At 37.0% G+C, this 26,435-nt stretch carries 17 protein-coding genes and 1 pseudogene; 9 read left to right on the top strand and 9 right to left on the bottom strand.

Annotation, left to right across the window (positions count from 1 at the left end; all coding sequences use genetic code 11):
• Positions 1–417: 417 nt before the first annotated feature.
• Positions 418–972, top strand: a complete 555-nt coding sequence (locus ACOOWA_RS14610) for an REP-associated tyrosine transposase (protein ID WP_421376280.1) — start codon at positions 418–420, stop codon at positions 970–972.
• A 247-nt stretch (positions 973–1,219) separates the two neighbouring features.
• Here the strand turns inward: ACOOWA_RS14610 and ACOOWA_RS14615 are convergent.
• The 9 genes and pseudogenes from ACOOWA_RS14615 to kduI form a co-directional block, all read right to left on the bottom strand.
• A pseudogene (locus tag ACOOWA_RS14615) lies at positions 1,220–1,555 on the bottom strand (altronate dehydratase); the annotation flags it as partial.
• A gap of 190 nt (positions 1,556–1,745) precedes the next feature.
• Complete coding sequence (locus tag ACOOWA_RS14620; protein WP_421376281.1) at positions 1,746–3,362, bottom strand: UxaA family hydrolase; 1,617 nt, start codon at positions 3,360–3,362, stop codon at positions 1,746–1,748.
• A 6-nt stretch (positions 3,363–3,368) separates the two neighbouring features.
• Positions 3,369–4,832 carry a tagaturonate reductase gene (locus ACOOWA_RS14625; protein ID WP_421376283.1) on the bottom strand — a complete coding sequence of 488 codons (1,464 nt, stop codon included), beginning with the start codon at positions 4,830–4,832 and terminating at the stop codon, positions 3,369–3,371.
• A 153-nt stretch (positions 4,833–4,985) separates the two neighbouring features.
• Positions 4,986–6,518: an MFS transporter gene (locus ACOOWA_RS14630; RefSeq protein WP_421376285.1), complete on the bottom strand. Its 1,533-nt coding sequence runs from the start codon at positions 6,516–6,518 to the stop codon at positions 4,986–4,988.
• A 175-nt stretch (positions 6,519–6,693) separates the two neighbouring features.
• Entirely contained in the window at positions 6,694–7,353 is a 660-nt protein-coding gene (locus ACOOWA_RS14635; protein WP_421376286.1) for a bifunctional 4-hydroxy-2-oxoglutarate aldolase/2-dehydro-3-deoxy-phosphogluconate aldolase, read from the bottom strand.
• Between the two features lie 231 nt (positions 7,354–7,584).
• Positions 7,585–8,592: a sugar kinase gene (locus tag ACOOWA_RS14640; protein WP_421376288.1), complete on the bottom strand. Its 1,008-nt coding sequence runs from the start codon at positions 8,590–8,592 to the stop codon at positions 7,585–7,587.
• Between the two features lie 361 nt (positions 8,593–8,953).
• A complete protein-coding gene (uxaC, locus tag ACOOWA_RS14645; protein ID WP_421376290.1) occupies positions 8,954–10,351 on the bottom strand; it encodes a glucuronate isomerase in 1,398 nt (465 codons plus the stop codon).
• Between the two features lie 18 nt (positions 10,352–10,369).
• Complete coding sequence (locus tag ACOOWA_RS14650; protein WP_421376291.1) at positions 10,370–11,152, bottom strand: gluconate 5-dehydrogenase; 783 nt, start codon at positions 11,150–11,152, stop codon at positions 10,370–10,372.
• Between the two features lie 9 nt (positions 11,153–11,161).
• A complete protein-coding gene (kduI, locus tag ACOOWA_RS14655) occupies positions 11,162–11,998 on the bottom strand; it encodes a 5-dehydro-4-deoxy-D-glucuronate isomerase (protein WP_421376292.1) in 837 nt (278 codons plus the stop codon).
• Between the two features lie 869 nt (positions 11,999–12,867).
• Between kduI and ACOOWA_RS14660 the strand changes: the two genes are divergently transcribed.
• The 8 genes from ACOOWA_RS14660 (at position 12,868) to ACOOWA_RS14695 (ending at position 26,303) form a co-directional block, all read left to right on the top strand.
• Complete coding sequence (locus tag ACOOWA_RS14660; RefSeq protein ID WP_421376294.1) at positions 12,868–15,870, top strand: SusC/RagA family TonB-linked outer membrane protein; 3,003 nt, start codon at positions 12,868–12,870, stop codon at positions 15,868–15,870.
• A gap of 10 nt (positions 15,871–15,880) precedes the next feature.
• Positions 15,881–17,704, top strand: coding sequence for a RagB/SusD family nutrient uptake outer membrane protein (locus tag ACOOWA_RS14665; RefSeq protein WP_421376296.1), 1,824 nt, complete (start codon positions 15,881–15,883; stop codon positions 17,702–17,704).
• 17 nt (positions 17,705–17,721) lie between these two features.
• Positions 17,722–18,822, top strand: coding sequence for a pectinesterase family protein (locus tag ACOOWA_RS14670; RefSeq protein WP_421376298.1), 1,101 nt, complete (start codon positions 17,722–17,724; stop codon positions 18,820–18,822).
• A gap of 22 nt (positions 18,823–18,844) precedes the next feature.
• Complete coding sequence (locus ACOOWA_RS14675) at positions 18,845–20,290, top strand: pectate lyase family protein (RefSeq protein WP_421376300.1); 1,446 nt, start codon at positions 18,845–18,847, stop codon at positions 20,288–20,290.
• Between the two features lie 48 nt (positions 20,291–20,338).
• Positions 20,339–21,349, top strand: coding sequence for a DUF4861 family protein (locus ACOOWA_RS14680; protein ID WP_421376302.1), 1,011 nt, complete (start codon positions 20,339–20,341; stop codon positions 21,347–21,349).
• 10 nt (positions 21,350–21,359) lie between these two features.
• Positions 21,360–22,619 (top strand): glycoside hydrolase family 88/105 protein, encoded by a 1,260-nt coding sequence (locus ACOOWA_RS14685; protein ID WP_421376304.1) that lies wholly within the window; start codon positions 21,360–21,362, stop codon positions 22,617–22,619.
• A gap of 260 nt (positions 22,620–22,879) precedes the next feature.
• The gene (locus ACOOWA_RS14690; RefSeq protein WP_421376305.1) at positions 22,880–24,520 is read left to right on the top strand and encodes a glycoside hydrolase 43 family protein; all 1,641 of its coding nucleotides are present in this window, start codon (positions 22,880–22,882) and stop codon (positions 24,518–24,520) included.
• A 124-nt stretch (positions 24,521–24,644) separates the two neighbouring features.
• Positions 24,645–26,303, top strand: coding sequence for a glycoside hydrolase family 28 protein (locus ACOOWA_RS14695; protein WP_421376307.1), 1,659 nt, complete (start codon positions 24,645–24,647; stop codon positions 26,301–26,303).
• Positions 26,304–26,435: the final 132 nt, after the last annotated feature.

The following is a 26,435-nucleotide window of genomic DNA, read 5'->3' on the forward strand; positions in this document are numbered from 1 at the left end:
CTTATCTTTTATTTGTCGGGATAGGTTGCGTGACCTGTAGCAAGGGTCATATTACCCCGTCGGAGGTATCAACCACCCCGATGGATTTTTGAGGAACGTGTCGGGATAGGTTGGGTACGTATCGTAACCTTTGAAGAATGTGTCGGAACTTTTGTAGGACGTATCCCGATGTATGTTTTACGTATCGGGAGGGGTTGGGAACGGCAAGTTTTGGGTTGGGAACGTGGAGAGAATGGCTTTTGCTGGAACAAGTGTCTCGCTTGTGATCGCTTTTATTAATTGCAATGGGTACGAGAACGATGTCGCGGATTTGCAATCCGTGACTTTCTACAATATACGATATCCTAAGCACGGATTACAAATCCGCACTATCGATTCTAAAAGAAAAATATTTTGTACATTTAAACAAAAACACAAATGTCTACAAAATACAAAGCTTTAGATATTGATCAGGCTTACTTTATCACAATCACTACTGTAGGATGGGTTGATGTATTTACCAGATTATCACAAAAAATGGTAATTATAGAATCTTTAAAATATTGTCAGGCACAAAAAGGTCTTTCCATTTTTGCATACTGTTTAATGTCAAACCACCTGCATATTTTCTGCAGAGCAGATGGAAAATATACGTTATCTGAAATCATGCGTGACTTTAAAAAATTTACTTCAAAAAAAATTATTGAAACCATACAATCTGAACCTGAAAGCAGAAAAGAATGGATGTTGGATTATTTTAAAAAATCCTGTGAACATTTATCTCGTGAACAAAAATTCAAAGTCTGGCAGGATGGCTATCATGCCGAGGAAGTTTTTTCTAACAAATGGATTAAAGAAAAAATAAATTACATTCATCAAAATCCTGTGAAACAGAAAATCGTGACAGAACCTGAACATTATTACTTCAGTAGCGCACGCAATTATGCGGAATTAGATAATCCTTTAGATGTTTTTGTGGTTTTTATGGGGTGATTTGTGGTGTGTTGTCGTCACGGATTGCAAATCCGCGACATCGGTGTTGCTACCTATGCGGGTGTCGTCAAATTGAATAGATAATTATAATCTTCAATATGCGGATTAAGACACTATTCATTAAAATACAATATTTCAAATAAGCCCATAATTTTTATACTAGCTTTCAGCAAAAGTAACAAAAAGAAAATGCTCCCCACACAAAGCAAGAAGCATTTTCAACCCTAATATTTAATATAATTAATCATTACAGAGAGACCCCTCGTCTCCATGGAATGAAATCATTCTGATTGAGTAGATCGGCTTTGGTTTTTACATCGCCGCTTGCTACTTTGATGATGTATTCTAATAATTCGTCTGCTGCTTCGGGAATGGTTTTGTCTCCGCTGATTACTGTTCCTGCATTAAAATCGATAATATCAGACATTTTTTCTGCTAAAACCGTGTTTGAAGAAATCTTCACTACCGGAGAAATCGGATTTCCCATCGGCGTTCCAAGACCTGTTGTGAAAAGAACTACTGTTGCGCCTGAACCCACCAAAGCGGTTGTACATTCGGCATCATTTCCTGGTGTACACAAAAGATAACCAGATGTCGCGGATTTGCAATCCGTGACTATATGCTTTAAATATCATACTTATATATTGTAAATATGAAATAAGCACGGATTGAAAATCCGCGCTATCAACAAACGCGTTATCACCCAAAAAAGAAAATGCTCCCCACACAAAGCAAGAAGCATTTTCAACCCTAATATTTAATATAATTAACCATTACAGAGAGACACCTCGTCTCCATGGAATGAAATCATTCTGATTGAGTAGATCGGCTTTGGTTTTTACATCGCCGCTTGCTACTTTGATGATGTATTCTAATAATTCGTCTGCTGCTTCGGGAATTGTTTTGTCTCCGCTGATTACTGTTCCTGCATTAAAATCGATAATATCAGACATTTTTTCTGCTAAAACGGTGTTCGAAGAAATCTTTACTACAGGAGCAATAGGATTTCCCATCGGAGTTCCAAGACCTGTTGTGAAAAGAACTACGGTTGCACCTGAACCCACTAAAGCTGTGGTACATTCGGCATCATTTCCGGGAGTACACAAAAGATTCAGTCCGGGTTTTGTTGCGTATTCTGTAAAGTCTAGAACTTCTACAATCGGGGCTGCTCCGCCTTTTTTGGCTGCTCCTGCAGATTTCATGGCATCGGTGATTAAACCGTCTTTGATATTTCCGGGAGACGGATTCATATCAAAACCTGATCCTGCCGCCACAACAGAAGCTTCAAAATCTTTCATCAGCTTCAGGAACTTCACACCGTCTTCATCATTAATGCAACGGTTCACTAACTCCTGCTCTACGCCACACAATTCCGGGAATTCGGCAAGCATGGTTGTACCGCCAACTGCTGCCATAATATCGGAAACTTCACCCAAAACAGGATTTGCAGAAATCCCTGAGAAACCGTCTGAACCACCACATTCCAAACCAATATTCAGTTTTGTGATAGGTGCAGGCTTTCTTTCGATATTGTTGGCCTGTTTAATTCCTTCGTAAGAATCTTTAATTACGCCGGTCAGCATTTCATCGATGGTACCCGATTTTTGCTGTTCATAAACGACAATCGGTTTTTTGTTATTTGGAGCCAAAGCGTGCAATGCATCCATAAAAATCTGCACCTGAAGATTCTGACAGCCTAAACTTAAAACTGTAGCACCTGCAACATTCGGATTGTTCACATATCCTGCGAACAGTCTTCCCAATGCTTCGGCATCCTGACGAATTCCTCCACAACCACCTTGGTGCGTGATGAATCTTACATCAATATTTTTAAATACTCTAGCATCTTCTTCTTTTTCTTCTTCAACAACATCAGTCGCTCCTCCATTTAATAATGAGCGCAATAATAACTGATGTTTGCTGGCTTTATCGTGCAGTAATTCTTTTTCAAAAATATCTTTTAATGTCTCGATATTTTTGTTTTCGCAAAATACCAATGGGAAGAACAGCCAAACGTTTTCCGTTCCCACCTGTCCGTCTTCACGGTGATATCCGTTGAACGTGCGGTCTTTCCATTTATCAACATTCGGTGGATTCCAACCTAAAGTTTCAGTTTTGCCCTCTACTTTTGCACTTTGATGTTTTACGTTTTCAGTCGTAATCACCTCTCCTTTTTTGATGGATTGGTTGGCTTTTCCAACGATTACGCCATACATGATGATATGATCACCGTCTTCAAAATCCACAGCGGCAAATTTATGTTTCGCCTTAATATCTTTTACAACCGTGTAATTTGTACCGTCTAGATGCACCGATTCTCCGGCAGGCAAATCCAACAGCGCTACGATAACGTTGTCTTTAGGATTTACTTTCAGTACTTTCTTTTGCATGATGTTTTAAGAATAAAATTGAATAAAATTTTTGTAGGCAGTTTCCATGTCATTGTGATCGATTTCGTACAATGCTTTTACTACTGCTGCTTTCAAACCTTCAAGTTGAGTGAGATCTGTATCCCAAAAAGATTTTTCGGAAAGAGCTAGCTCAGCCACTTTTTCATAATCTTCGTTTGTCCAGATTTCTTTGAATTTAGCGATAATTGGTGCTTCGTCATTCAACGGAAGTGTTTTTTCGCCATAACTTCCCTGGTAGAATCTGATTAAACTTGCTAAAGAGAAGGTTAAGTTCAAAGGAAGTTTATTATTTCTTTCCACATATGTCAACAGACTTGGGATTACTCGCACTTTAAATTTAGAAACAAAATATAAAGCAATACTCGCCAAATGATGTTTGATAAAAGGATTTCTGAAACGGTCGAAAACTTCTTCCGCAAAATCTTTCAGTTCAGTTTCGTCTAAACCTAAAGTCTGATTGACTTCGTTAAAAATAGTTTCGCTTAAAAAGTTACCGATAAACTGGTCATCAATTGCTTCTTTTACCAATTCTTTTCCTGATAAAATTGCCGGAGCCAACATCAAAGTATGGCCACCATTCAGAATTCTTACTTTTCTCAAACGGTACGGCTGAATATCATCAACCATCAAAATCTGTTCGTTGATTTTACTGAAAGGAATTCTTTCATTTAAATTTCCGGCATCCTGAATCACAAACAACAAAAATGTTTCTGAAACCACCATGTTCTGATCTTCATAATCCAACTGGTCTTCATACGATTCTGCATCGTCTTTCGGATAACCCGGAACAATCCTGTCTACCAATGTGTTATGAAAATAGTTGCTTTGGTTAATCCATTGCACAAATGCTTCTTCTAAATTCCAAAGTTGGGCATATTTCAGGATGATATTTCTTAAAGCAAAGGCGTTGTCCTCAATCAATTCACAAGGAATAATTCTTAACCCTTTATCTGAAGCTCCATTAAAATGCTTAAATCTTTCATACAATAAAACCGCTACTTTCGCGGGGAAATTTTTGTGCGGACCTTCGTAAGAAGTTTCGCTCTCGTCGTATGCAATTCCTGTTTCGGTTGTATTTGAAAAAATAAATTCTAATTCTTCTTCTTTTGCCAAAGCTAAGAATTCATCATAATTCGCATAAGGATTGACCGACTTCTGAATCGCAGAAATAATCTGCTTCTGATCGATAATTTCACCTTTTTTAATTCCTCTGTTGAAAAGAGTGTATAAATTATCCTGATCTTCCATTTTTTGGATTGAACCGTTTGGCGTCGCCTGTAAGTTCACAATTCCTGCATTGAATCCTGCTTCTTTATTCATTTTGTCGATCACATAATCTGTGAATCCACGCATGAAATTTCCGCCACCGAACTGTACGATTTTAATTGGACGTTTTGTATCTAATCCGCTGTTCTGGCGGTTTAATTTTTGTTTTGTCTGATTTTCCATCTTATTATTGGATGATTTTTAACGCAAAGTCCGCAAAGTTTTTTTGGACAAAATGCTGTATATTTTTTGTTCGCAAAGGCGTTTCACTCAGCGAAGAGCGCTTTTGCTATTTCAAACCTTCAAGGTTTTTGAAACCTTGAAGGTTTAGAATTTCTATTTACTGATTACTTTATATTTAGGAACCAATGTTTTCATTACTGCCCAAGCGATTAAGTAGGCTACGGCGCAGATTGAGAAAATGATCATATAACCTTTATCGATTCCGTCTACGACGATTGCTCCTGATTTTTCCAGTTGCTTGAAAAAATCATCTGGTAATCTTTCGTTGATATACTGAGGATATTTTTCCAGTAAAGGAACTCCGTCAACGGTTGACCAGGCTTTGTGAGCATGATCGAAAAGAACTCCCGAAGATTTGTTAATGATAAATGAACCGATTCCACCTGCCATTCCACCAATTCCTGTGATGGTTGCTATGGCTTTTTTAGGGAACATATCGCCTACTGTCGAGAAAATATTTGCTGACCAAGCCTGATGTGCTGCTCCTGCAATACCGATAATTAAAATCGGAAACCAGTATGTTGCTGAACCAAGAGGTTGTGCTAAAAGTGCCAATAATGGAAAAAATGCGAAGATCAACATCGCTTTCATTCTACCAGAATAAGCGTTCATTCCTTTCTTTTCCACAAAATATTTTGGAAGCCATCCCCCAATAATCGAAAGCAAAGTAATCATGTACAATACGAATAATGGCAATGCACTTTGTGTGGAATCCATTCCGTAAACTGAACTTAAATATGCCGGAGTCCAGAATAAAAAGAACCACCAAACGCCGTCTGTCATGAATTTTCCGAAGGCAAAAGCCCATGTCTGTCTGTAGCTGAAACATTCTCTGAACGTAAATACTTTTTCCGGAACTGAAGCATCTTCATTCGGAAGATCGTCCTGATCCTGGTTGATATATGTTAATTCATGTTCATTAACTTTCTTGTTTAAATGAGGTTTTTTGTAAACGAAAACCCAAAGTCCCATCCAGATAAATCCTAACGCACCAATAATAATAAATGCCCATTCCCAACCCATTGATTTTGCAATAAAAGGAATTGTGATAGGTGCTGCTAAAGCTCCAACCGTCGCTCCTGCATTCCAGATACTGGTAGAAAATGCTCTGTCTTTTTTAGGAAAATATTCTGCCGTCGTTTTAATCGCTGCCGGAAAATTTCCTGCTTCACCGATTGCCAGTACGAAACGTGCAAAAACAAACAGCGTTACACTTGTACTGATAATCGCTGAAGTATTTGAAAACGTTCCGATTAATTCTTTAGATCCGTGAAAACCAGCCATCCATTCTCCTGTAAGGATTCCTGAAGTTGCGATTCCACAGAATGCGTGTAATACGGCACCAATAGACCAAACTCCGATTGCCCAAAGGAAACCTTTTTTGGTATCCATGAAGTCTACGAATTTTCCTGCGAATAACATTCCTACAGCGTAGAAAATTGAGAATAAGGCGGTGATATTTCCGTAATCATTATTGTTCCAGTGAAATTCCGGAGCGATAAAATCTTTCCACGTTAATGATAAAACCTGACGGTCTAAATAATTAATCGTAGTGGCAAGAAATAAAAGTAAACAAATCGTCCACCTGTATTGAGTTGGTTTTAGAGCTTTAACTGAACTCATCATTTTTTAGAATTTAGTTTTAATTTATTAATAATGTTTTGTTTTAAACGCAAAGTCCGCAAAGGTTTCTCTTTAAAACCTGATGTATATTTTTAAGTTCGTAAAGGCGTTTGACTACGTCGAATCTTCGATTTCACTCAGCCAAGACCACAAAAAAATTACTTTACTCTAACATTAATTATTTTAAAGCTTGGATAATATCCAAAACTTTTTTAGTTTCAATTTCAATCGTCGAATAATCTTTCGCAAGCATTAATTCTTTACTCACCAGTTTGCTACCCATACCTACCGCAGAAACTCCCGCTTTAAACCAGCTTTCGATGCTTTCTTTAGTGGTATCAACTCCACCTGTCGGCATAAATTTAAGATTCGGGAACACATCTTTGATGGCACTCATAAATCCTGCACCTAAAGCATTTCCAGGGAATAATTTAATGAAAGTTACTCCACCTGCTTCGGCGTTGATAATTTCAGTCGGCGTCATGCAACCCGGACTGTATAATACATCTTTTGTAATTAAAAATGCAGCAACTTCCGCCACAAAACCCGGACTGATAAAGAAATCTGCCCCAACTTTATAATATTCTTCAGCCTGTTTCAAATTCTTGATGGTGCCGATTCCTAAAAGCATTTCCGGCATTTCAGCATTACGGATTTCTACCATTTTTGTGAAATTACTCAACGCTGCTTCACCACGGCTTGTGTATTCCACCGCACGGATTCCTGCTTTGTAAAGTGATCTCAATATATCTAAAGTTACCGTTTCGTCAGCATTATAATACAGAGGTAAAACTCCCTGATTGATAATAGCGTTCGTAACTGTTTGAATTTTTGTCATTTTTTTTAAATTATTCTGTTTGAAAAATAATCTTTGATGGAGTTTTAGCCATCCTTCTGTGTGCTGTGTTTTTTTGGAACACAGAGTTCACGGAGTCTTTTAACTACTAACTGTTTTAAGGTTCACTAAGCCGCTTCGCTTATATAAGACCAAAAACTTGGTTAGTATTATTTAATTTGAAATCAGGGAATTTCCAAAGCCATTTGCCAAAAGCTAATCGCCAAAAGCCAACTACCTTTTGATTCTTCCGCCTGAATTTCCTGCCATTACTTCGAGAATATCTTCTGCGCTGCAATAGTTGATGTCACCTAAAATCGTGTGTTTGATGGCACAAGCTGCGTTGGCAAAATTCAATGCTTTTTCGTCGTCGAAATTCAATAAACCATAAATCAGACCTGCGGCAAAAGCGTCACCAGTTCCGATTCTGTCGACAACGTTGTCTATTTCTAAAAATTTAGTTTCAAAATAATTTCCGTTGATCAAAGCTCTTCCCTGAGTTTGTTGAGAACTTGCTGTAACTCCGATTCTTATTTTGTCGAAAATTTTGTGAATTGACGGACATTGTTTTTTCAATTCCTCACAAGCTTCCAGAAAACCTTCTTTGTTGGATTGAAACTGAGTTCCTAAAATTTCGTTGATTTCATTCACACCACCAATGAAAATCGTTGATAGAGAAACCAATTCCTTTAAAACTTCATTTCCATTTTTGCCATATTTCCAAAGGTTGGAACGGTACGCCGGATCGGTTGTAATTTCAACTCCGAGTTCACGAGCAGTGATTAAACCTTGTTTCAATGATTCGTAAGCTGCTTCTGAAATTCCTGGGCTAATGCCTGTCCAGTGGAAATATTGGCAACCTTCCAAAGCTTTTTTCCAGTCGATCTGTTCCGGTTTAATGTTGGCAAATGAACCGTTCAGTCTGTTGTAAGCGATTCTGCTTGCACGAACTGATGAACCCACTTCAAGGAAATATAACCCTAAAGGATGCTCATTTTTATTGATAAAGTTTATATTGATACCAAAACTTTTGATGAAAGAAAGTGCAGATTCACCTACAAAATCATCAGAAACATTACTGATATGCGTCACATCGCAACCCATTGTTGCCAATGATGAAGCTACGTTAAGCTCAGTTCCGCCGAAAAAGAATTCCATTTCGTGGCTTTGCTTCATTGTTTTGTTTCCGGGAGGCGAAAGCCGCATGATTACTTCACCGAAAGTAAGAATTTTGTTGCCCATATTGTACTTAACTCATTTTTCAACCACAAAAGAAACAAAAGTTTTTGATGTTTTCATTACTTGAAGTTAAATATGTTAAAAATAAAAGATCAAATAAGCCGAAACTTTAACTAATCTCTATTATTTAAGATTTTTGAACCATTAAGATTTATTTAAGAAGTTTAGAAAAATTAAGTTGAGCTTTGCTTTAAGGGTTTCGCTATATTAAAATCTGTGATTTTACCTTAATAAAACTTAACTTCTTAATTCTCCTTAATGGTTTAAAAATATTTTGAATCTCTTGCAGATTTAGCTGATAACGCAGATCAATTAAACTCTGCAAAATTTGTTCAATCTACGTGAGATTTAATACTATTTAAATTTAAAAATCGAAATAATTTTTAGCATTGTGATAACTGATATCGGAAATAATTTTTCCTACATGTTCCATATCGTCCGGCAATTCGCCTTTTTTCATTTCTTCACCGAATAAATTACACAGAACTCTTCTGAAATATTCGTGTCTCGGGAAAGATAAGAAACTTCTTGAATCGGTCAACATTCCAACGAAACAGCTGATTAATCCCATGTTTGAAAGGGCATTCATCTGCTTGATCATTCCATCTTTCTGGTCTAAAAACCACCATCCTGAACCGAACTGTACTTTTCCTTTGATGCTTCCGTCGTTGAAATTCCCTATCATTGTTGCGAAAATTTCGTTGTCAGCAGGATTTAAGTTGTATAAAATCGTTTTCGTCAATTTATCTTTTCCGTCTAACGCATTTAACAATTTAGACAAAGTTTCAGCCTGTACGAAGTCACCGATAGAATCCCAACCCGTATCAGGACCTAAAATTCTGTGCATTCTTTCGTTGTTGTTTCTCAATGCTCCCAAGTGGAACTGCTGAACCCAGCCAAATTTATGGTATGTTTCGCCTAAAAATAATAAAATCGCAGTTTTAAACTGGTTAACTTGCTTTTCGGCAATAACTTTTCCTGAAATTTTATCATTGAAAATTGCGCTTACTTCCGCTTCCGAAGCTTCTTCGAAAGAAATATTGTTCAATCCGTGGTCGCAAAGTCTGCATCCGTTTTCATGGAAATACTCTACTCTTTTCGTTAAAGCATCACACAAAGTCTGGTAAGAATTAATTTCAATTCCAGCCGATTCGCCTAATTTAGAAATATAATCTGCGAAGTTGTGGTTTTCTATTAAAATCGCTTTATCCGGACGGAAAGCTGTCGTTACTTTAATATCGAAATCACTTTTTGCCAAATCCTGGTGATAATTTAAAGGATCAATCGGATCTTCTGTTGTGCACAAAGATTCTACGTTCATCATTTTCAGCAAACCTCTGGTCGACTTTTCAGGAGTCTGAAGCTGTGCTGTGATGTTGTCGTAAATATCTGATGCGTTTTTTTCGTTCAACAATTCGTCGATTCCGAAATAACGCTTCAATTCTAAATGCGTCCAGTGGTACAAAGGATTTCTCAAAGTGTAAGGAACAGTTTTTGCCCAAGCTTCGAATTTTTCTTTGTCTGAAGCATCTCCGGTAATGAATTTTTCGTTCACGCCCATCGTACGCATCGCTCTCCATTTGTAGTGGTCACCGGCAATCCATACCTTTGAGATATTTTCGAAAACTGTGTTTTCGGCAATATCTTTGGGAATTAAGTGATTGTGATAATCAATAACAGGTTGTTTTTCGGCAAAATTGAAGTACAATTCTTCCGCGTATTTATTTTGTAATAAAAAGTTATCTGTAATAAAAGATTTCATTTCTGTAAAGTTCTGGTGTTACTCGTTTGAAGGTTTTCCTATGGTCGCCAAAATCCCTCCATCAACATAAATAATCTGTCCGTTGATGAACTTACTTGCGTCTGAAGCTAGGAAAATAGCCGTTCCTGCAAGGTCTTCAGGATTTCCCCATCTCCCTTCCGGAGTTCTGCTGATGATAAATTCGTTAAACGGATTTCCGTCAACTCTGATTGGTTCTGTCTGAGCTGTTGCAAAATATCCTGGACCGATTCCATTTACCTGAATATTGTGTTTTGCCCATTCTGTTGCTAAATTTTTAGTAAGCATTTTAAGTCCTCCTTTTGCTGAAGCGTAGGCTACAACGTTGTCGCGACCCAACTCACTCATCATTGAGCAAATATTAATGATTTTACCGGATTTTCTTTTGATCATGTGTTTCCCAACCAACTGAGACATGATGAAAGGACCGGTAAGATCTACATCGATTACTTTTCTAAAGTCTGCCACCTCCATCTCTAAAGCCGGAACACGTTTGATGATTCCTGCATTGTTGACCAAGATATCTATTTTCCCATGGGTTGCAAGCATTAAAGCTACTTTCTGAGCGGCTTCCAGCTCGTCTGTCACATCAAAAAGATAACCTGTTGCACTGTATCCTTTGCTGTGATAATAGTCTAAAGCTTCATCTAGTTTTGAAGGCGTTGTACTGGTGATTGCCAGTTCAGCACCTGCAGAGGCAAGACCTTCTGCCATTGCCATTCCTAATCCGTGAGTTCCGCCTGTAACAACGGCCACTTTACCGGATAAATCGAATAAATTCATGTGGGAAAATTACTTTAGTTCGTTAGTTTTAACGGCATCCATGTCGCCATAATCCATATTTTCTCCTGCCATTCCCCAGATAAAGGTGTAGTTGGAAGTACCAACTCCTGAGTGGATCGACCATTCCGGAGACAAGACTGCTTCATTGTTTTTCATAAAAATATGACGGGTTTCATTCGGCTGTCCCAAGAAGTGACTTACCGCCTGACCTTCTTCCAGATCAAAATAGAAATACGCTTCCATTCTTCTGCTGTGCGTGTGAGAAGGCATGGTGTTCCAAACGCTTCCTTCGTGCAACTCGGTCATTCCCATTTGTAATTGGCAAGTTTCCAATACGCTGTTTACAATCAGTTTATTGATTGTTCTTCTGTTGGCGTATTTCGTTTCGCCTAATTCTACAACTTCAGCTTCGTTCTTAGTGATTTTCTTAGTTGGATAAGAATGATGAGCCGGCGCGGAATTGAAATAAAATAAAGTCTGACCTTCATTTCCGTTTTCAAAAACTACGTCTTTTGCGCCTTTTCCGATATATAAAGCTTCTTTATTTCCCAGTTCGAAAACTTTGCCATCAACAGTCACCTTTCCGACAGCACCTACGTTGATGATTCCCAATTCTCTTCTGTCTAAGAAATTTTCTGCTTTAAGATCGTTTGTCGGTTCAAGTTTCAACGCACTTTTTACGGGCCTTGCACCACCAACAATCATTCTGTCGTACATAGAATATACTACATTGATCTGATCTTCATTAAATAAATCATTCATCAAAAACTCCCTTCTCAGGTCTTCAGTTGTATATTTTTTTACATCTTCCGGATGATGGGCGTAACGAAATTCTGATTTTGTCATACTCTAGATTTTAATCTTAAATTATGGTTTTTTGAAACCTGTTAAACATTGCGTAATCGATTGCATTAAATTACACTAAAAAAATACAGAAATACTTGTGGTTAAATATATAAATTATATGTAATCAGTTTAGAAAAAATTAATTTTAATTTACAAAAAACTGATAATCAAGTAAATAAAAATTAAAAATAAATTGTAAATTGCTGATTTGGTATTGAAAACTAATGTTTTTTTTAACGAAATAATAGAGTAACAGCCATGAAAAATAAAAATCGTGCCAATAATTTCATTAAGATAGTATTAAATGCATTATAGATAAGAATAATATAAACATGTAAAATATAAAATGTTAAATTCACCCAATTTCTTACTATCTATAAAATATTCAAAATTTGATGGTAAAAAAACTGATAAAAATCACTTTAATTTTAAAAAAACAGTTGCTAACAATAAAAAACGGGAATTTATTTTCATAAAAATTCGAAAAATTCAGGTGATTCAGAAGTTATTATTGGTAGGATTATAGAAAATCATAAACTTTTTAATTAATATTTAAAACAAATACAATTAGACACAAAAATCTGATTATTAGACAATTAAACAACATTAAAATCAGAACGTTTTGCTATTGTTAACAAACAAATCGATCAAATTAATAAAAAAATAATATTTTTTTCTTTGTGTAATAAAAAATAATATTAGTTTAGAAGCCAAGATATTTTATTGTAAAAAATTACGCAATCGATTGCACACTGAGTTCGCGTAATGAATTTGAAATATCACTAAAAACAGAATACTTAAAAATCCAAAAGAAAAAGGGAAGCTAAATGGCTTCTCAAAGCCCAATTAAACTATATAAGGATATATTAATGGATAAAAAAGTACAATCAATAAAGTGGTTATATTTAACTGTCTTTCTTCTTCCTGTACTGGCTATGGCTCAGGAAAAAGATAAAGAAACCAAAATTGACGAAGTCGTTTTGGTAGGATATACTAAAGTTTCTAAAAAAGATGTTACGAATTCTGTATCTTCTGTAAAAGCAGATGCAATAAAGGATATGCCCTCGACAAACGCAGCTGAAGCTATTCAGGGAAGAATGGCCGGGGTAAAAGTTGCACTTAGTGAAGGTTCACCCGGAGCAGAAGTTGATATCGTTGTACGAGGTGGTACATCAATTACAGGAAGTAATGCTCCTCTATATATTGTAGACGGAATACAGATGGATAATGCTCTTTCTATATTATCACCAAAAGAGATAGAATCTATAGAAGTTTTGAAAGATGCTTCTTCTACCAATATTTACGGAGCAAGAGGAGCAAATGGTGTTGTTCTGATTACAACTAAAGGCGGACGAAAAAAATCTAAAACATCCATAAACTATAACGGGTTTTTAGGTGTAAGAAAGCTGCAGAATAAGATCGACGTATTAAACCCTTATGAGTATGTTCTTTATCAATACGAATTGTACAATAAAGCAGGGGTACAAACAGATATTGATGCTTTTAAAGCAAGATACGGAACTTACGATCAATTAAGCAAATATAAAGACGTAGAAACAAGAGATTGGCAGGATGAAGTTTTTGGCAGAGAAGCCTTTAATTTTACTCACAATCTTGCCGTAACAGGAGGATCTGATAATTCTTCTTTCTCTTTATCTTTAAACAATGTTGATGAAGGGGGAATCATGATTGGTTCCGGCTTCAAAAGGAATATGGCCAATTTTAAATATGATTACGATATTTCTAAAAAATTAACCATGTCTCTAAATGCAAGATACAGCAGACAAACTATTTTCGGAGCAGGAACATCTTCTACAGGATCTCAAAGTACAAACCGTCTTAGAAATGCTGTAAGATATCAGCCTTTTGAAGGTGGTTCTACGGTAAACGTTGATGAGTTTGACCCTTTATTTGCAGATCAAACCAACTTGGTAAATCCTATTTTACTGGCTAATAATGAGATTAAGGAAAATGGAAGAAATGACCTTTTACTTAATGCGGCTTTAGATTATAAAATCAGTAAGTATTTTACTTTCAGAACTGTAATAGGATATGTTCAAAGAGACGAGTCTGTTAATCAGTTTTCGGGATTCGTAACTACTCTTGCAAGACAGAATAATGACCAGCCCGTGGTTTTTCTTAGCCAGGCTCAAACAAGAAGAATCACAAATACCAATACCTTAAATTTCAGAAGAACATTTGGCAATCATAAAGTAGATTTATTGTTGGGTCAGGAAATGGTAAAAACCGATGGAGAATCTTTAACAATGAATATTAAATGGTTTCCAAAATCCATCAATGCTCAGGAAGCATTTGCCAATATTCAGGCCGCTTCTCCTCCATCTGGTCAGGTACAAGATGCGCCAAAAGCAGGAAGAATACCCGACAGGTTAGCTTCATTCTTTGGAAGAGCCAATTATATTTTCAAAAATAAATATATTGTTACCGCATCAATGAGAACAGATGGCTCAAGTGTCTTCGGACCAGGAAACAGATGGGGATATTTTCCGGCAGCTTCAGTAGCGTGGAAAATTGCTGAAGAAAATTTCTTAAAAGACAGTCAAACTATTAGTGAATTAAAGCTTCGTGCAGGATATGGTTTATCTGGGAATAACAGGATCGGAGCATTCTTATATGATACTTTTTTCACAACATCATCTGATTACGGTTATGCATTTGGAACGAATGTAACACCCGGAGCGACTACGGGAAATATTTTAGCAAACAAAAATGTAAAGTGGGAATCTGCAGCTTCTAAAAACTTAGGATTAGATTTTGGGTTATTTAAAGGTAAAGTTTACGGTACTTTAGATGTATACCAGACAGATACAAAAGATCTGCTGCTTTTAGCAAGAATCCCACAGACTTCCGGGTATGAATATCAATTCCAAAATTCTGGCAGCACAACGAATAAAGGGATAGAATTCTCTATTGGAAGTTCTATCATCAACAAGGAAAATTTCACCTGGAAAATTGATGCCAATATTTCTTCTAACAGAAACACCATAAAAAGTTTAGGAAACAATGCATCAGTAAGTTCGAATTACTACTTATTTCCTTCAGGATGGCAAAATAACCTTAATGACTTCCTGGTTCAGGTAGGAAAACCTGTAGGAACTTACTGGGGATATGTGACTGCAGGAAGATACGAAGTAAGTGATTTCGATTATAATGCGGCTACACAAGCTTATACACTTAAAGCAGGTATTGCGAGTTCTGCCGCTGCAGCAAACGGAGCAAGACCTGTGCAGCCGGGAGATCTTAAGCTTCAGGATTTGAATGGTGATGGTGTGATCAATAATGATGACATGACCGATTTGGGAAATGCTCAACCTAAATTCTATGGAGGTTTCAACCAAACTTTCCGTTATAAAAACTGGGATATGAGCTTAATGTTCAATTTCTCTGTCGGAAACAAGGTTTATAACGCCAATAAGCTAGAATATTCTACCCAATATCTTTATAAAGACAACAATATGCTTGCAGAAGTTGCCGACAGATTCAGATGGTTTAATGATGCAGGTGAGAAGGTTAATGATCCTGTTCAATTGGCTGCATTAAATGCCAATACTACAGGATGGACTCCACCTGCGGGAGCTTATTTCCTGCATTCTTACGGTATTGAAGACGGTTCTTTCTTAAGACTGAACAACGTAACGCTTGGTTATTCTCTTGGAAAAGAATTTACAAAGCAAATTGGTCTTTCAAACTTCAGGCTGTACTTTACAATGAATAATGTCTTTACTGTCACTGGTTATTCAGGATACGATCCTGAAGCAAATACAAGAAGAAACCCTTTAACGCCCGGTGTAGATTATGCAGCTTACCCAAGAAGCAGATTTATCTTATCCGGAGTTGACATCACTTTTTAATTCTAATATTATGAAAAAAAATAAATTTTTAACAATTCTTTTTGCTGTTACAGGAACAATAACTTTGTCTTCTTGCGATGATTATCTTGATGTAGAAAGTTTATCAAATACAGCAGAAGCACAGCAATTTGATTCTGCTTCAGATACTTTCTCAGCATTGGTAGGTGTTTACAACAGCAGCATGGGTGATAATACCTACGGACAAAGAATGAATCTCATCCTTACTCAATCAGGAGACGATTTAAGAACTTCCGGTGATTACAATGCGAATGACAGAAGAGGGGTAAGCTGTTTTGGAGCTATTCCCACCAACACAGAACTTTTAAGACCTTTCTTAGATACGTATGCCGGTATTGAAAGAGCGAATTTGGTGATTAAAAACATCCCTATTTCTCCTGTATATCAAACAGGTTCTGCAGCCGATAAAAAATTAATGGACAGATATTTAGGTGAAGCATTGACGTTGAGAGCTATGTTTTATCATGATCTGATTAAAAACTGGGGCGATGTGCCTTTTCAGGATGTACCTTCAGCAGATCTTCCGTCTGTTTATCTAGCTAAAACAGACAGAGATGTAATTTACGATAAGCTTTTAGACGATTTATTGAGAGCAGAAGGCTTAGTTCCCTGGAGATCAGAAGGCGGAACTACAGCACAGAGAATCTCAAAAGGTGCTGTAAAAGGTTTAAGAGCCAGAATTGCCCTTGCAAGAGGAGGATATTCTTTGAGAAGAAACCCACAGCTAATGATGCAGGGATCTAATCCTCAGAAATATTATCAGATTGCATATGATGAATGTAAAGACATCATCAATTCTGGTCAGCACGCTCTAAATCCTAGCTATGAAGGAATGTTCAGATCTTTACATACGAATAGTCAGGACGCTACAAACGAAGTGATTTATGCAATCGGAGCTTTCGGAGGAAATTCTAAAACCGACAGTAAAATTGGTTACTACAACGGATTAAGACATGATGATACCGATTGGAAATCTTCAGGTGGTATCAATGCAATTCCTGTTTATTTTTATGAATTTACAAAATACGACTTGAGAAGAGATGTTAATATTGCCATCTATAGAGTTAGTACTTCTAAGCAAGAAGAATTACAGACATCAATCAACTGGAATGACGGTAAATTCAGAAAATCCTGGACGTCTATCACAGGAACTTCTCAGAATCTTGGGATCGACTGGCCAATGTTAAGATATTCTGATATCTTATTGATGTTTGCAGAAGCAGACAACCAGCTTAACAGCGCACCTTCCGCACAAGCAATAAATGCAGTTTTATCGGTAAGACAGAGAGCTTACGCAGGAAATTTAGCTCAAGTTGGAACAATCCCTACAGACAAAACAGGATTTTTTAATTATATTGTTAAAGAAAGACAATTGGAGTTTGGTGGAGAAGGTTTAAGAAAATATGATCTTATTCGTTGGAATTTATTAGAAACTAAAATCAATGAAACAAGAGCCAAGCTTACCCAATTCATGAATGGTACAGGAGCTTACGCCAATGTTCCGGAATATATTTTCTATAAAAAGCCAACTTACGTGCCAACAAAAACAGCACAGCAAAACGTTACAGACATCGATTTTTATACTGCTACTGGAGTTGCTAAAGCAGACGTTTTTTATAGTCCGAATCAATCAGTGGCTACACCTTCAGGTTACACAAAAGTAAACTGGAGATTGGCGTTGACCCAGCCTTACATCAGTGGAGATCCTATTAAAAGTTATGCCTATTATTTCCAGCCTAACAAGAAAGAATTACTCCCGATTGCATTAGATGTAATTAATTCCAACTACAATCTTACCCAAGATTATGGGTATTAGTAAGATATACATTTATATTGATTAATTTTCAGTACAGACTTACTCCTTTTGGGAGAAAGTCTGTACTTTTCTTCAAAGAAAAATTCGGCGATATGCAGATTTCAGGTTTACAAAATACCATCAGGTCTTTACTAATTTTTTCAGCAGTCATAATCAGCCTTCTTTCTTTCAAAATTAATGATGATAAAACCATCATCGTTTCGAAAGACGGAAAAGGAAATTTCATGACGATTCAACAGGCAATTGATGCCGTTGAAGATGGAAAAACAGGAAGAACAAAAATTATTGTAAAACCAGGAATTTACAGAGAAAAGATTAGTATTGCTGAAACAAAAAGCCCGATCATTTTAATCGGAGGAAATCCCGAAAACACGATTTTAGTTTACGGTGATTATGCTTCAAAAATAAATTCTGAAGGTAAAAATATAGGAACAACAGGTTCATCATCTTTTTTTATCTTTTCTGATGATTTTTCAGCTAAAAATATCACTTTTCAAAACGATGCCGGTCCGGTCGGACAAGCAGTTGCCGTTCTAACGACAGGCGACAGAATTGCTTTCGAAAACTGTAAATTCTTAGGATTCCAGGATACGCTTTACACAAAAGGAGTGCAGGATTCTTTAGATAAAACTAAAATTTCGAGAAATTATTTCAAAAATTGCTACATCGAAGGTACAACCGATTACATTTTCGGAGCCGGAACTGCTGTTTTTGAAAACTGTACCATTTACTCTAAGAAAAATGCCTCTTACGTCACAGCGGCTTCAACAATTGAAGGTAATGAATATGGGTACGTATTTATTAACTGTAATTTAACAGGCAATGCAGATGCTAATTCTGTGTATTTGGGAAGACCTTGGAGACCTTTTGCAAAGACTGTTTATATAAATTGTGCAATCGATTCCATTATTAAAAAAGAAGGTTGGCACAATTGGTCTAAACCTGATGCTGAGAAGACTACTTTTTATGCAGAATACAATTCTAAAGGAGTTGGAGCTGATATATCAAAAAGAGTTTCATGGTCGCATCAATTGACTAAAGAACAAAGTAAAAAATATACTGCTGAAAATATTCTTTCCGGAAAAGATAACTGGAATTTCAAAAAAGCTTTACAATAAGGCAAAACCAAACCGAAAGATTATGAAAAATACTTTCCTTGCCCTTTCAACACTCGGAATTTTCACCCTGCAAAACTGCACAGCTCAGTCTAAAGTTTCAGGTGAAAACGAAACCGTAATTTCAGGAAAAACAATCAGTTTTCCAGGAGCAGAAGGTTTTGGAAGATTTACAACTGGTGGAAGAGGTGGTAAAGTTTTATTGGTAACCAAATTGGCAGATGACGGTTCGGAAGGCACTTTGAGATATGCTTTAAACCAGAAAGGAGCAAGATATATTGTTTTTAAAACAGCCGGAACGATTTATTTGGAATCTCCATTAAAAATTAAAGAAGGTAACGTCACTATTGCCGGACAAACCGCTCCCGGAGACGGAATTACAGTTGCCAACTATGAAACATTCATTGCGGCTGATAATGTGATTATCCGTTACATGAGATTCAGAATGGGAGATCAGAAAAAATTTGAAGGTGATGCTTTAGGTGCAAGATTTATTAAAAATTTAATCGTCGATCACTGTTCGATGAGCTGGTCTACCGATGAGACGGTTTCTATTTATGCTAACGAAAACACTACGCTGCAGTGGTGTCTGATTTCAGAAAGCTTAAGAAATTCAACCCATCAAAAGGGAGCTCATGGCTATGGCGGAATTGCAGGCGGAAGATTCGCATCTTTTCATCATAATTTATATGCCAATCACGACAGCAGAAATCCGAGATTGGGAGAATATGCCGGAAGTAAATTTGCGTTAACCGATTTGACAGATTTTAGAAATAACGTCATTTACAATTGGGGACACAACAATATATATGGTGGAGAAGCGATGAACGTGAATATCGTGAACAACTATTTTAAACCCGGTCCGGCAAGTTTAAACAGGACAAGAATTGTTGCCATCGATAAAAACGAGAAGCCAGAAACCGAAGTGTACAATCTTTGGGGTAAATATTACATCAGCGGAAACTTTTCTGAAGGAAATCCTGAAGTAACGGCAGACAATTGGGAAAAAGGAGTTTTCAGTCAGATGAAAAAGTCTTACAACCTGACCGAAGCCGATAAAAATTCTATCAAAATCAATCAGCCACACGATATTCAGAATAATGTAAAAACGGATTCTCCAAAAGAGGCGTATGAAAAAATATTGCAGATCGGAGGAGCGAGTTTCGTAAGAGATGCTGTTGATTTAAGGATTTTAAAAGATGCTAAAAACGGAACTTTCACATACGAAGGTTCTCTTGGAAGCAAAAACGGAATCATCGATTCCCAAAAAGATGTCGGTGGATTTCCGGAATTAAAAATGGGAAAAGTTCCAGCTGATTCAGACAACGACGGAATGCCTGATGAATGGGAAATTAAAAACAATCTAGATCCTAAAAAAGCAAACCCAAACGGAAGAGATTTAGATAAAAATTATGACAATATCGAGGTTTACATAAACGACCTTGTGAAAACAATAACCGAAAAACAGTAGAAACTCAATGAACTTTTTGAGTAAACGGGTATCTAAAACGAAAGTATTATGTCAGAAAAATTCAGATCAAATGTATTCAAAATTATTCTAGCGGGCGCTGTTTTCGCAGCCGGATCGTTTTCCGCACAGAAAAACGTGATCGAAAAAATCCGTAAAAATCCTAAAACACCTTTTTCATACGCAGAACTTTCAATAAAAGACGGCGGAAAATGGCAGGGAAATGAATACATCGGCGGAACTTTCAAAAACGTGAACGAATTACAGCTTCCGGCTGAGCATACTGATCATTCTTTCTATATCAGATACGAAGGAATTGGTTTAGAAAATAATCAGATTGCTTACAGACTATATCTGGACTGGAGAAATGCTACAGATATTTTCGGCAAAAAAGTCAGCACTTTGGTTTTACCGGAAGTCGGACAGGACGGTTTTGAAACCTATCATCACGATGCACTTTGGGGGCAGGATATTTTGAAATCCGGCCGTACCATCGGAATCGGTTCTTACGGAAGATACGATGATCAGAATGATTTTGTGGAAACCTTTAAAACCGTAAAAACTACAACGGCAAAAGTCGTTAATGAAAACGACAAATCTTTCGCAATTATCAATTATAAAGGCTGGAAGACATGGGGAAAAGCAGTTGACCTTCAATCTAAACTGACAATTTTTAACAGAGACCGTTTTGTAAAGGTTGATTTAAGTTTAAATGAAACAATTTCCGGTTTGTGTACAGGAATTGTCGCTTTCAAAGATATTCCCATGAAAGAGGCGGTCAGTAAAAGCAAAAAATGGGCTTATATTGCAACGTACGGAACGCAGACTTTAGCCAAAAACGAAGATAATCTTGGGATGGCGATCTTCTACTCTACCGAAAATTTAGATAAAATTGTAAAAACAAAATCAACGCACGTTGTGGTTTTCAAAAAGAATAAAAATGTTTCGTATTACTTTCTGGGAGCCTGGTCGCAAGAGCCAAACGGTTTAAAAACAGAAGAAGAATTTTATAGAGATTTAGATAAAAAACTGGAAACTTTAGATCAGAACAATCAACTTTAAAATATAAAATATGAATTTCATCAACCATAAAATAAAAATACTTGCTCTCGCAACCATCGGTTCAGGAATGTTCATGGCCTGTGCTCAGACAAAAAATGCTGTTGCATCAAAGCCAGTGCATGCAGCTTCGCAATCAGGAAAAGTAGTTCCTACGAACCTGAAATGGTCTGAGAGAATGATGCTTTCAGAAATGCAGCGTTTCCCGAAAGCTTGGATGCTCGATTTCAGTAAAAGCCCAAAATGGACCTATCCTTCTGCGATCGTTTTGGAGGGTGCTGAGCAATTATATAATAAAACCGGCAAAAAAGAATATTACGATTACATTAAAGGTTTCGGTGAAGATTTAATTAAAGAAGACGGCACCATCGCAACGTACGATCTGGACAAGTACAACATCGATATGTTGAACAGCGGAAATGTATTGCTTTATCTTTACGAAAAAGAGAAAAAAGAAAAATACCTGAAAGCGCTTCAAACACTGCGTTTACAAATTGACGGACAGCCCAGAACCAATGAAGGTTCCTTTTGGCACAAAAAAATCTATCCTAACCAGGTTTGGTTAGACGGATTGTACATGGGAATGCCTTTCTATACGCATTACACAAAAGATTTCGTAAAAGGTGCAGAGGCAACAAAAGCGTATGACGATATTGTAATGCAATTTGATTCGGTTCAGAAAAATCTTTTAGATAAAAAAACTGGTTTGCTTTATCACGCTTGGGATGAAAGCAAAAAAGAAGCATGGGCAAATAAAGAAACCGGACTTTCACCTAATTTCTGGGGAAGAGCCATGGGTTGGTACGGAATGGCAATGGTTGATGTTTTGGATTATTTACCAAAAGATCATCCGGGAAGAGCAAGAATTATTTCTTACATCAAATCGTATTCTGATGCTATCATTAAAGTTCAGGATAAAAATTCCGGACTTTGGTATCAGGTTTTAGACAAGCCTTTAACCAATGGTAACTACGAAGAAGCAACAGCTTCAGCGATGTTTGTGTACACAATGATTAAATCCGTGAACAAGGGTTACTTACCAAAATCTTACAAAACTGCAGCAAAAAAAGGCTACGACGGAATCATCAAAAATTTAATTACAATTGATGAAAACGGCGTGGTGAATTTAAATAAATGTTGTGCTGTTGCCGGTTTAGGTGGAAAACCTTACAGAGACGGTTCTTACGAATATTACGTAAACGAAGAAATCCGTTCCAATGACGGAAAAGGAACGGGACCATTTATTTTGGCAAGTTTGGAGTTTGAAAAATAGAAATTTGAACCATTAAGTGAATTAAAAGCTTAAGTTTTTTCAAGGTTAAAAAATCAAAGATTTTATCAAGAATGCAGCTTAAAGCAAAGCTCAGCTTAAAAAAACTTATACTTCTTAATGGTTTGAAAAAAACTAAGTTTAAAACATCAAGCCTTTGCTGAGCAGAGCGCCTTTGCGAACGGAAAATATGCAGAAAGAGATTAAACAAAATCCTTGCGCTCATTGCGATTAAAACTAAACCAGATTAAAAATCTGATGTTATGACAAACAAAATTTTAAATATACTTTCCATCACGGTATTTTCTATTGCTTGCAATTTTTTGAATGCACAGGAAAAGTCCTACGTTTCAGAAGTCTGGACTGCCGATCAGGGAAAAAATTACAAAAACCCGATTTTGTACGCAGATTATTCCGATCCTGATGCCATTCGCGTTGGAGAAAATTACTACATGACCGCTTCAAGTTTCAATGAAGCTCCTGGATTACCCATTCTTCATTCAAAAGATATGGTCAACTGGAACCTTGTGAATTATGCAATTCAAGATGTTTTACCAAAGGAACATTTCTCAGTTCCAAGAAGAGGCGATGCAGTTTGGGCGCCATCAATACGTTTTCATAAAGGAGAATTCTATATTTATTGGGGCGATCCGGATTATGGAATTTACATGGTAAAAACCAAAGATCCACTCGGAAAATGGGACGAGCCAGTTTTGGTGATGGAAGGAAAAGGTTTAATTGATTCCTGTCCGTTCTGGGATGAGGATGGACAGGCGTATTTAGTTCACGGTTGGGCAGGAAGCCGCGCCGGAGTAAAAAGTTTGCTTTCCATCAATAAAATGAATCCTGAAGGAACAAAAGTTTTAGATAAAGGGGTACATATTTTCGACGGTCACGATGCTCATCCAACAATTGAAGGTCCGAAAATGTACAAAAGAAACGGCTATTACTATGTTTTCGCTCCCGCGGGAGGTGTTGCTACAGGTTGGCAATTGGTTTTAAGATCTAAAAATATTTACGGTCCTTACGAAGAGAAAATTGTCCTCGAACAGGGAAAAACTAAAATAAACGGCCCACATCAGGGAGCTTGGGTAGATACACCTTCAGGTGAAGATTGGTTTTACCATTTTCAGGATGTTGATGCAGGCGGAAGAATCGTGCATCTGCAACCGATGAAATGGGAAAAAGACTGGCCTGTAATGGGAATTGATAACGATAAAAATGGAATTGGTGAACCGGTTTTAACGTATAAAAAACCTAACGTTGGAAAAACATATCCAGTCGTTACTCCGCCAGAAACGGATGAGTTTGATGGTGAAAAATTAGGTTTGCAATGGCAATGGAGTGCCAACGAAAATATTGTTTGGTCTTCAAAACTTCCCGGACAAAAATTTCTGAGATTATTCTCGATGAAAATGGCAGAAAATGATAAAAACCTTTGGAATGTTCCGAATCTTCTAACTCAAAAATTCCCTGCTCCAACTTTTGCTGTTTCCACTAAAGTTAAATTAACTCCGGAAGATGCCAAAGAAGGAAAAACTGCCGGACTTTTAGTAATGGGAATGGATCACGCATCAATTGTGATCACTAATAAAACTGACGGATTTTATGTTCAGTTAAGAAAAGCGGAAAAGGCCGAAAAAGGTGGTGAGGAAAAGGTTTTATTTGAAACCAAATTAAAGTCAAACGAAGTCTATTTTAAAGTAAACGTCAACGAGCCGAACGGAATTTGCACATTCAGTTACAGCGAAAACGGCAAAAACTTCATCAAAGCAGGCGAACCATTCCAGGCAAAACCAGGAAAATGGATTGGTGCTAAAGTCGGATTATATTCTGTTAGCACACAGAAAGCAAATCGCGGTGGCTACGCAGATTTTGAATATTTTAGGGTAACAAAAAATTAAATATTACCCACAGATTTTCACAGATCACATGAAGTTTATTTAAAATTTTGCACAATCATCTGCGAAAAGCTGTGTGATCCGTGGGAGAAAAAAATTTAACAGAAAATAAATAAGAATATATATAATGAAGAAGTCAATAAAAATACTAGGTCTTGTCGCAGCGATGATGTTTTCGGGACAGATCTACGCTCAAAATACTGATATTTACAAAGGAATAGAGTTTAAAATGCCGAAAGTGACTGAAACTTCTTTTGCAGCCAACACAGTTTCCATCAAAGATTTTGGCGGTGTTGCAGGCGGAAGTGTAAAAAATACAGAAGCTTTCAGAAAAGCAATCGACGCTTTGGTAAAAAAAGGTGGCGGTAAACTGGTTGTTCCAAGAGGTCTTTGGCTTACAGGACCGATTGAGTTAAAAAGCAATATCAATCTTCATGTAGAAGACGGTGCCATGATAATTTTTAGCACAGATAAAAGCGATTATCCTTTGGTTGATGTGAGTTTTGAGGGATTGAATACGATCCGTTGTCAGTCACCTATCTCGGCAAGAAATGCTAAAAATATTGCGATTACAGGAAAAGGAGTAATCGACGGAAGCGGTGACGCTTGGAGAGCCGTTAAAAAATCGAAGCTTTCTGAAGTTGAATGGAAAAAATTCATTGCGTCAGGAGGAATTTTATCGAAAGATGGAAAAACATGGTTCCCATCCGAAAGTTATAAAAAAGGATTCGAAGCCAGCACCAACTTCAACGTTCCGGATAAAATCGGCAAATCTGAACTGGAATCTGTAAAAGATTTCCTTCGTCCGGTGATGGTGAGCATCGTTGGTTGCGATCAGGTTTTATTGGATGGACCAACGTTCCAGAATTCACCGGCGTGGAATTTACATCCATTGATGACTTCCAATTTGATCATAAAAAATCTTACGGTTAGAAATCCTTGGTACTCACAAAACGGTGACGGCTTAGATTTGGAATCCTGCAAAAATGTATTGATTTACGACAACACATTTGACGTTGGTGACGATGCCATCTGTATTAAATCAGGAAAAGATCTTGACGGACGAAAAAGAGGGATGCCAACTGAAAATGTAATCATCAAAAACAATATGGTGTATCATGGTCACGGTGGTTTCGTTATCGGAAGCGAAATGAGTGGCGGTGCGAGAAATATGCACGTTTCAGATTGTACTTTTATTGGAACAGACATCGGTCTCCGTTTCAAAACGACTCGTGGAAGAGGTGGTGTTGTTGAAAATATTTACATCAAAAATATTGATATGATCAACATTCCGACGCAGACGATTGGTTTCAATATGTTCTACGAAGGTTCTTCGCCAGTTTTGGAAGACGGACAAAAAATGGAAGGAAATAAAGCTCCGGAAAAGACGTATCCTGTGACTGAAGAAACTCCGGTTTTCAGAAATATCTATTTTAAAAACATCACTGCGACCAATTCTGATGAAGCCATTACTCTTTTCGGTTTGGCAGAAATGAATCTTAAAAATATCGTTATTGAAGATTCTCAGTTTGAAACTAAAAAAGGTTTAACCATTGTAGACGCAGACGGAATTCAGCTTAAAAATGTAAAATTAAAATACACTGAAGGAACTGGAACAACTATTTTTAACAGTAAAAATATCGACCTTAACACACTTCAGCTGGAAAATCAAAAACCGACCATCAAAGTTTTGGGAGCAAAAACCACTGCGGTAAAGCTTCCAAAAGATGTAAAAGGCGAGCAACTGAGCATCTCAAAAGAGATTGCGAAGAATGCTGTTAAATGATTTGAGATTTAAAGTTTGAGGTTTGAGATTCGTGATGCGGGTTTGAGATACGAGATACGAGACATGAAGAAATTCTAGGTTCGGTATTTAAAGTCCTGAAAGGACGGTTTTCTAAAGGATAGGATAAAATCC

The organism is Chryseobacterium sp. GP-SGM7, assembly GCF_049166575.1.
GTDB lineage: Bacteria > Bacteroidota > Bacteroidia > Flavobacteriales > Weeksellaceae > Chryseobacterium.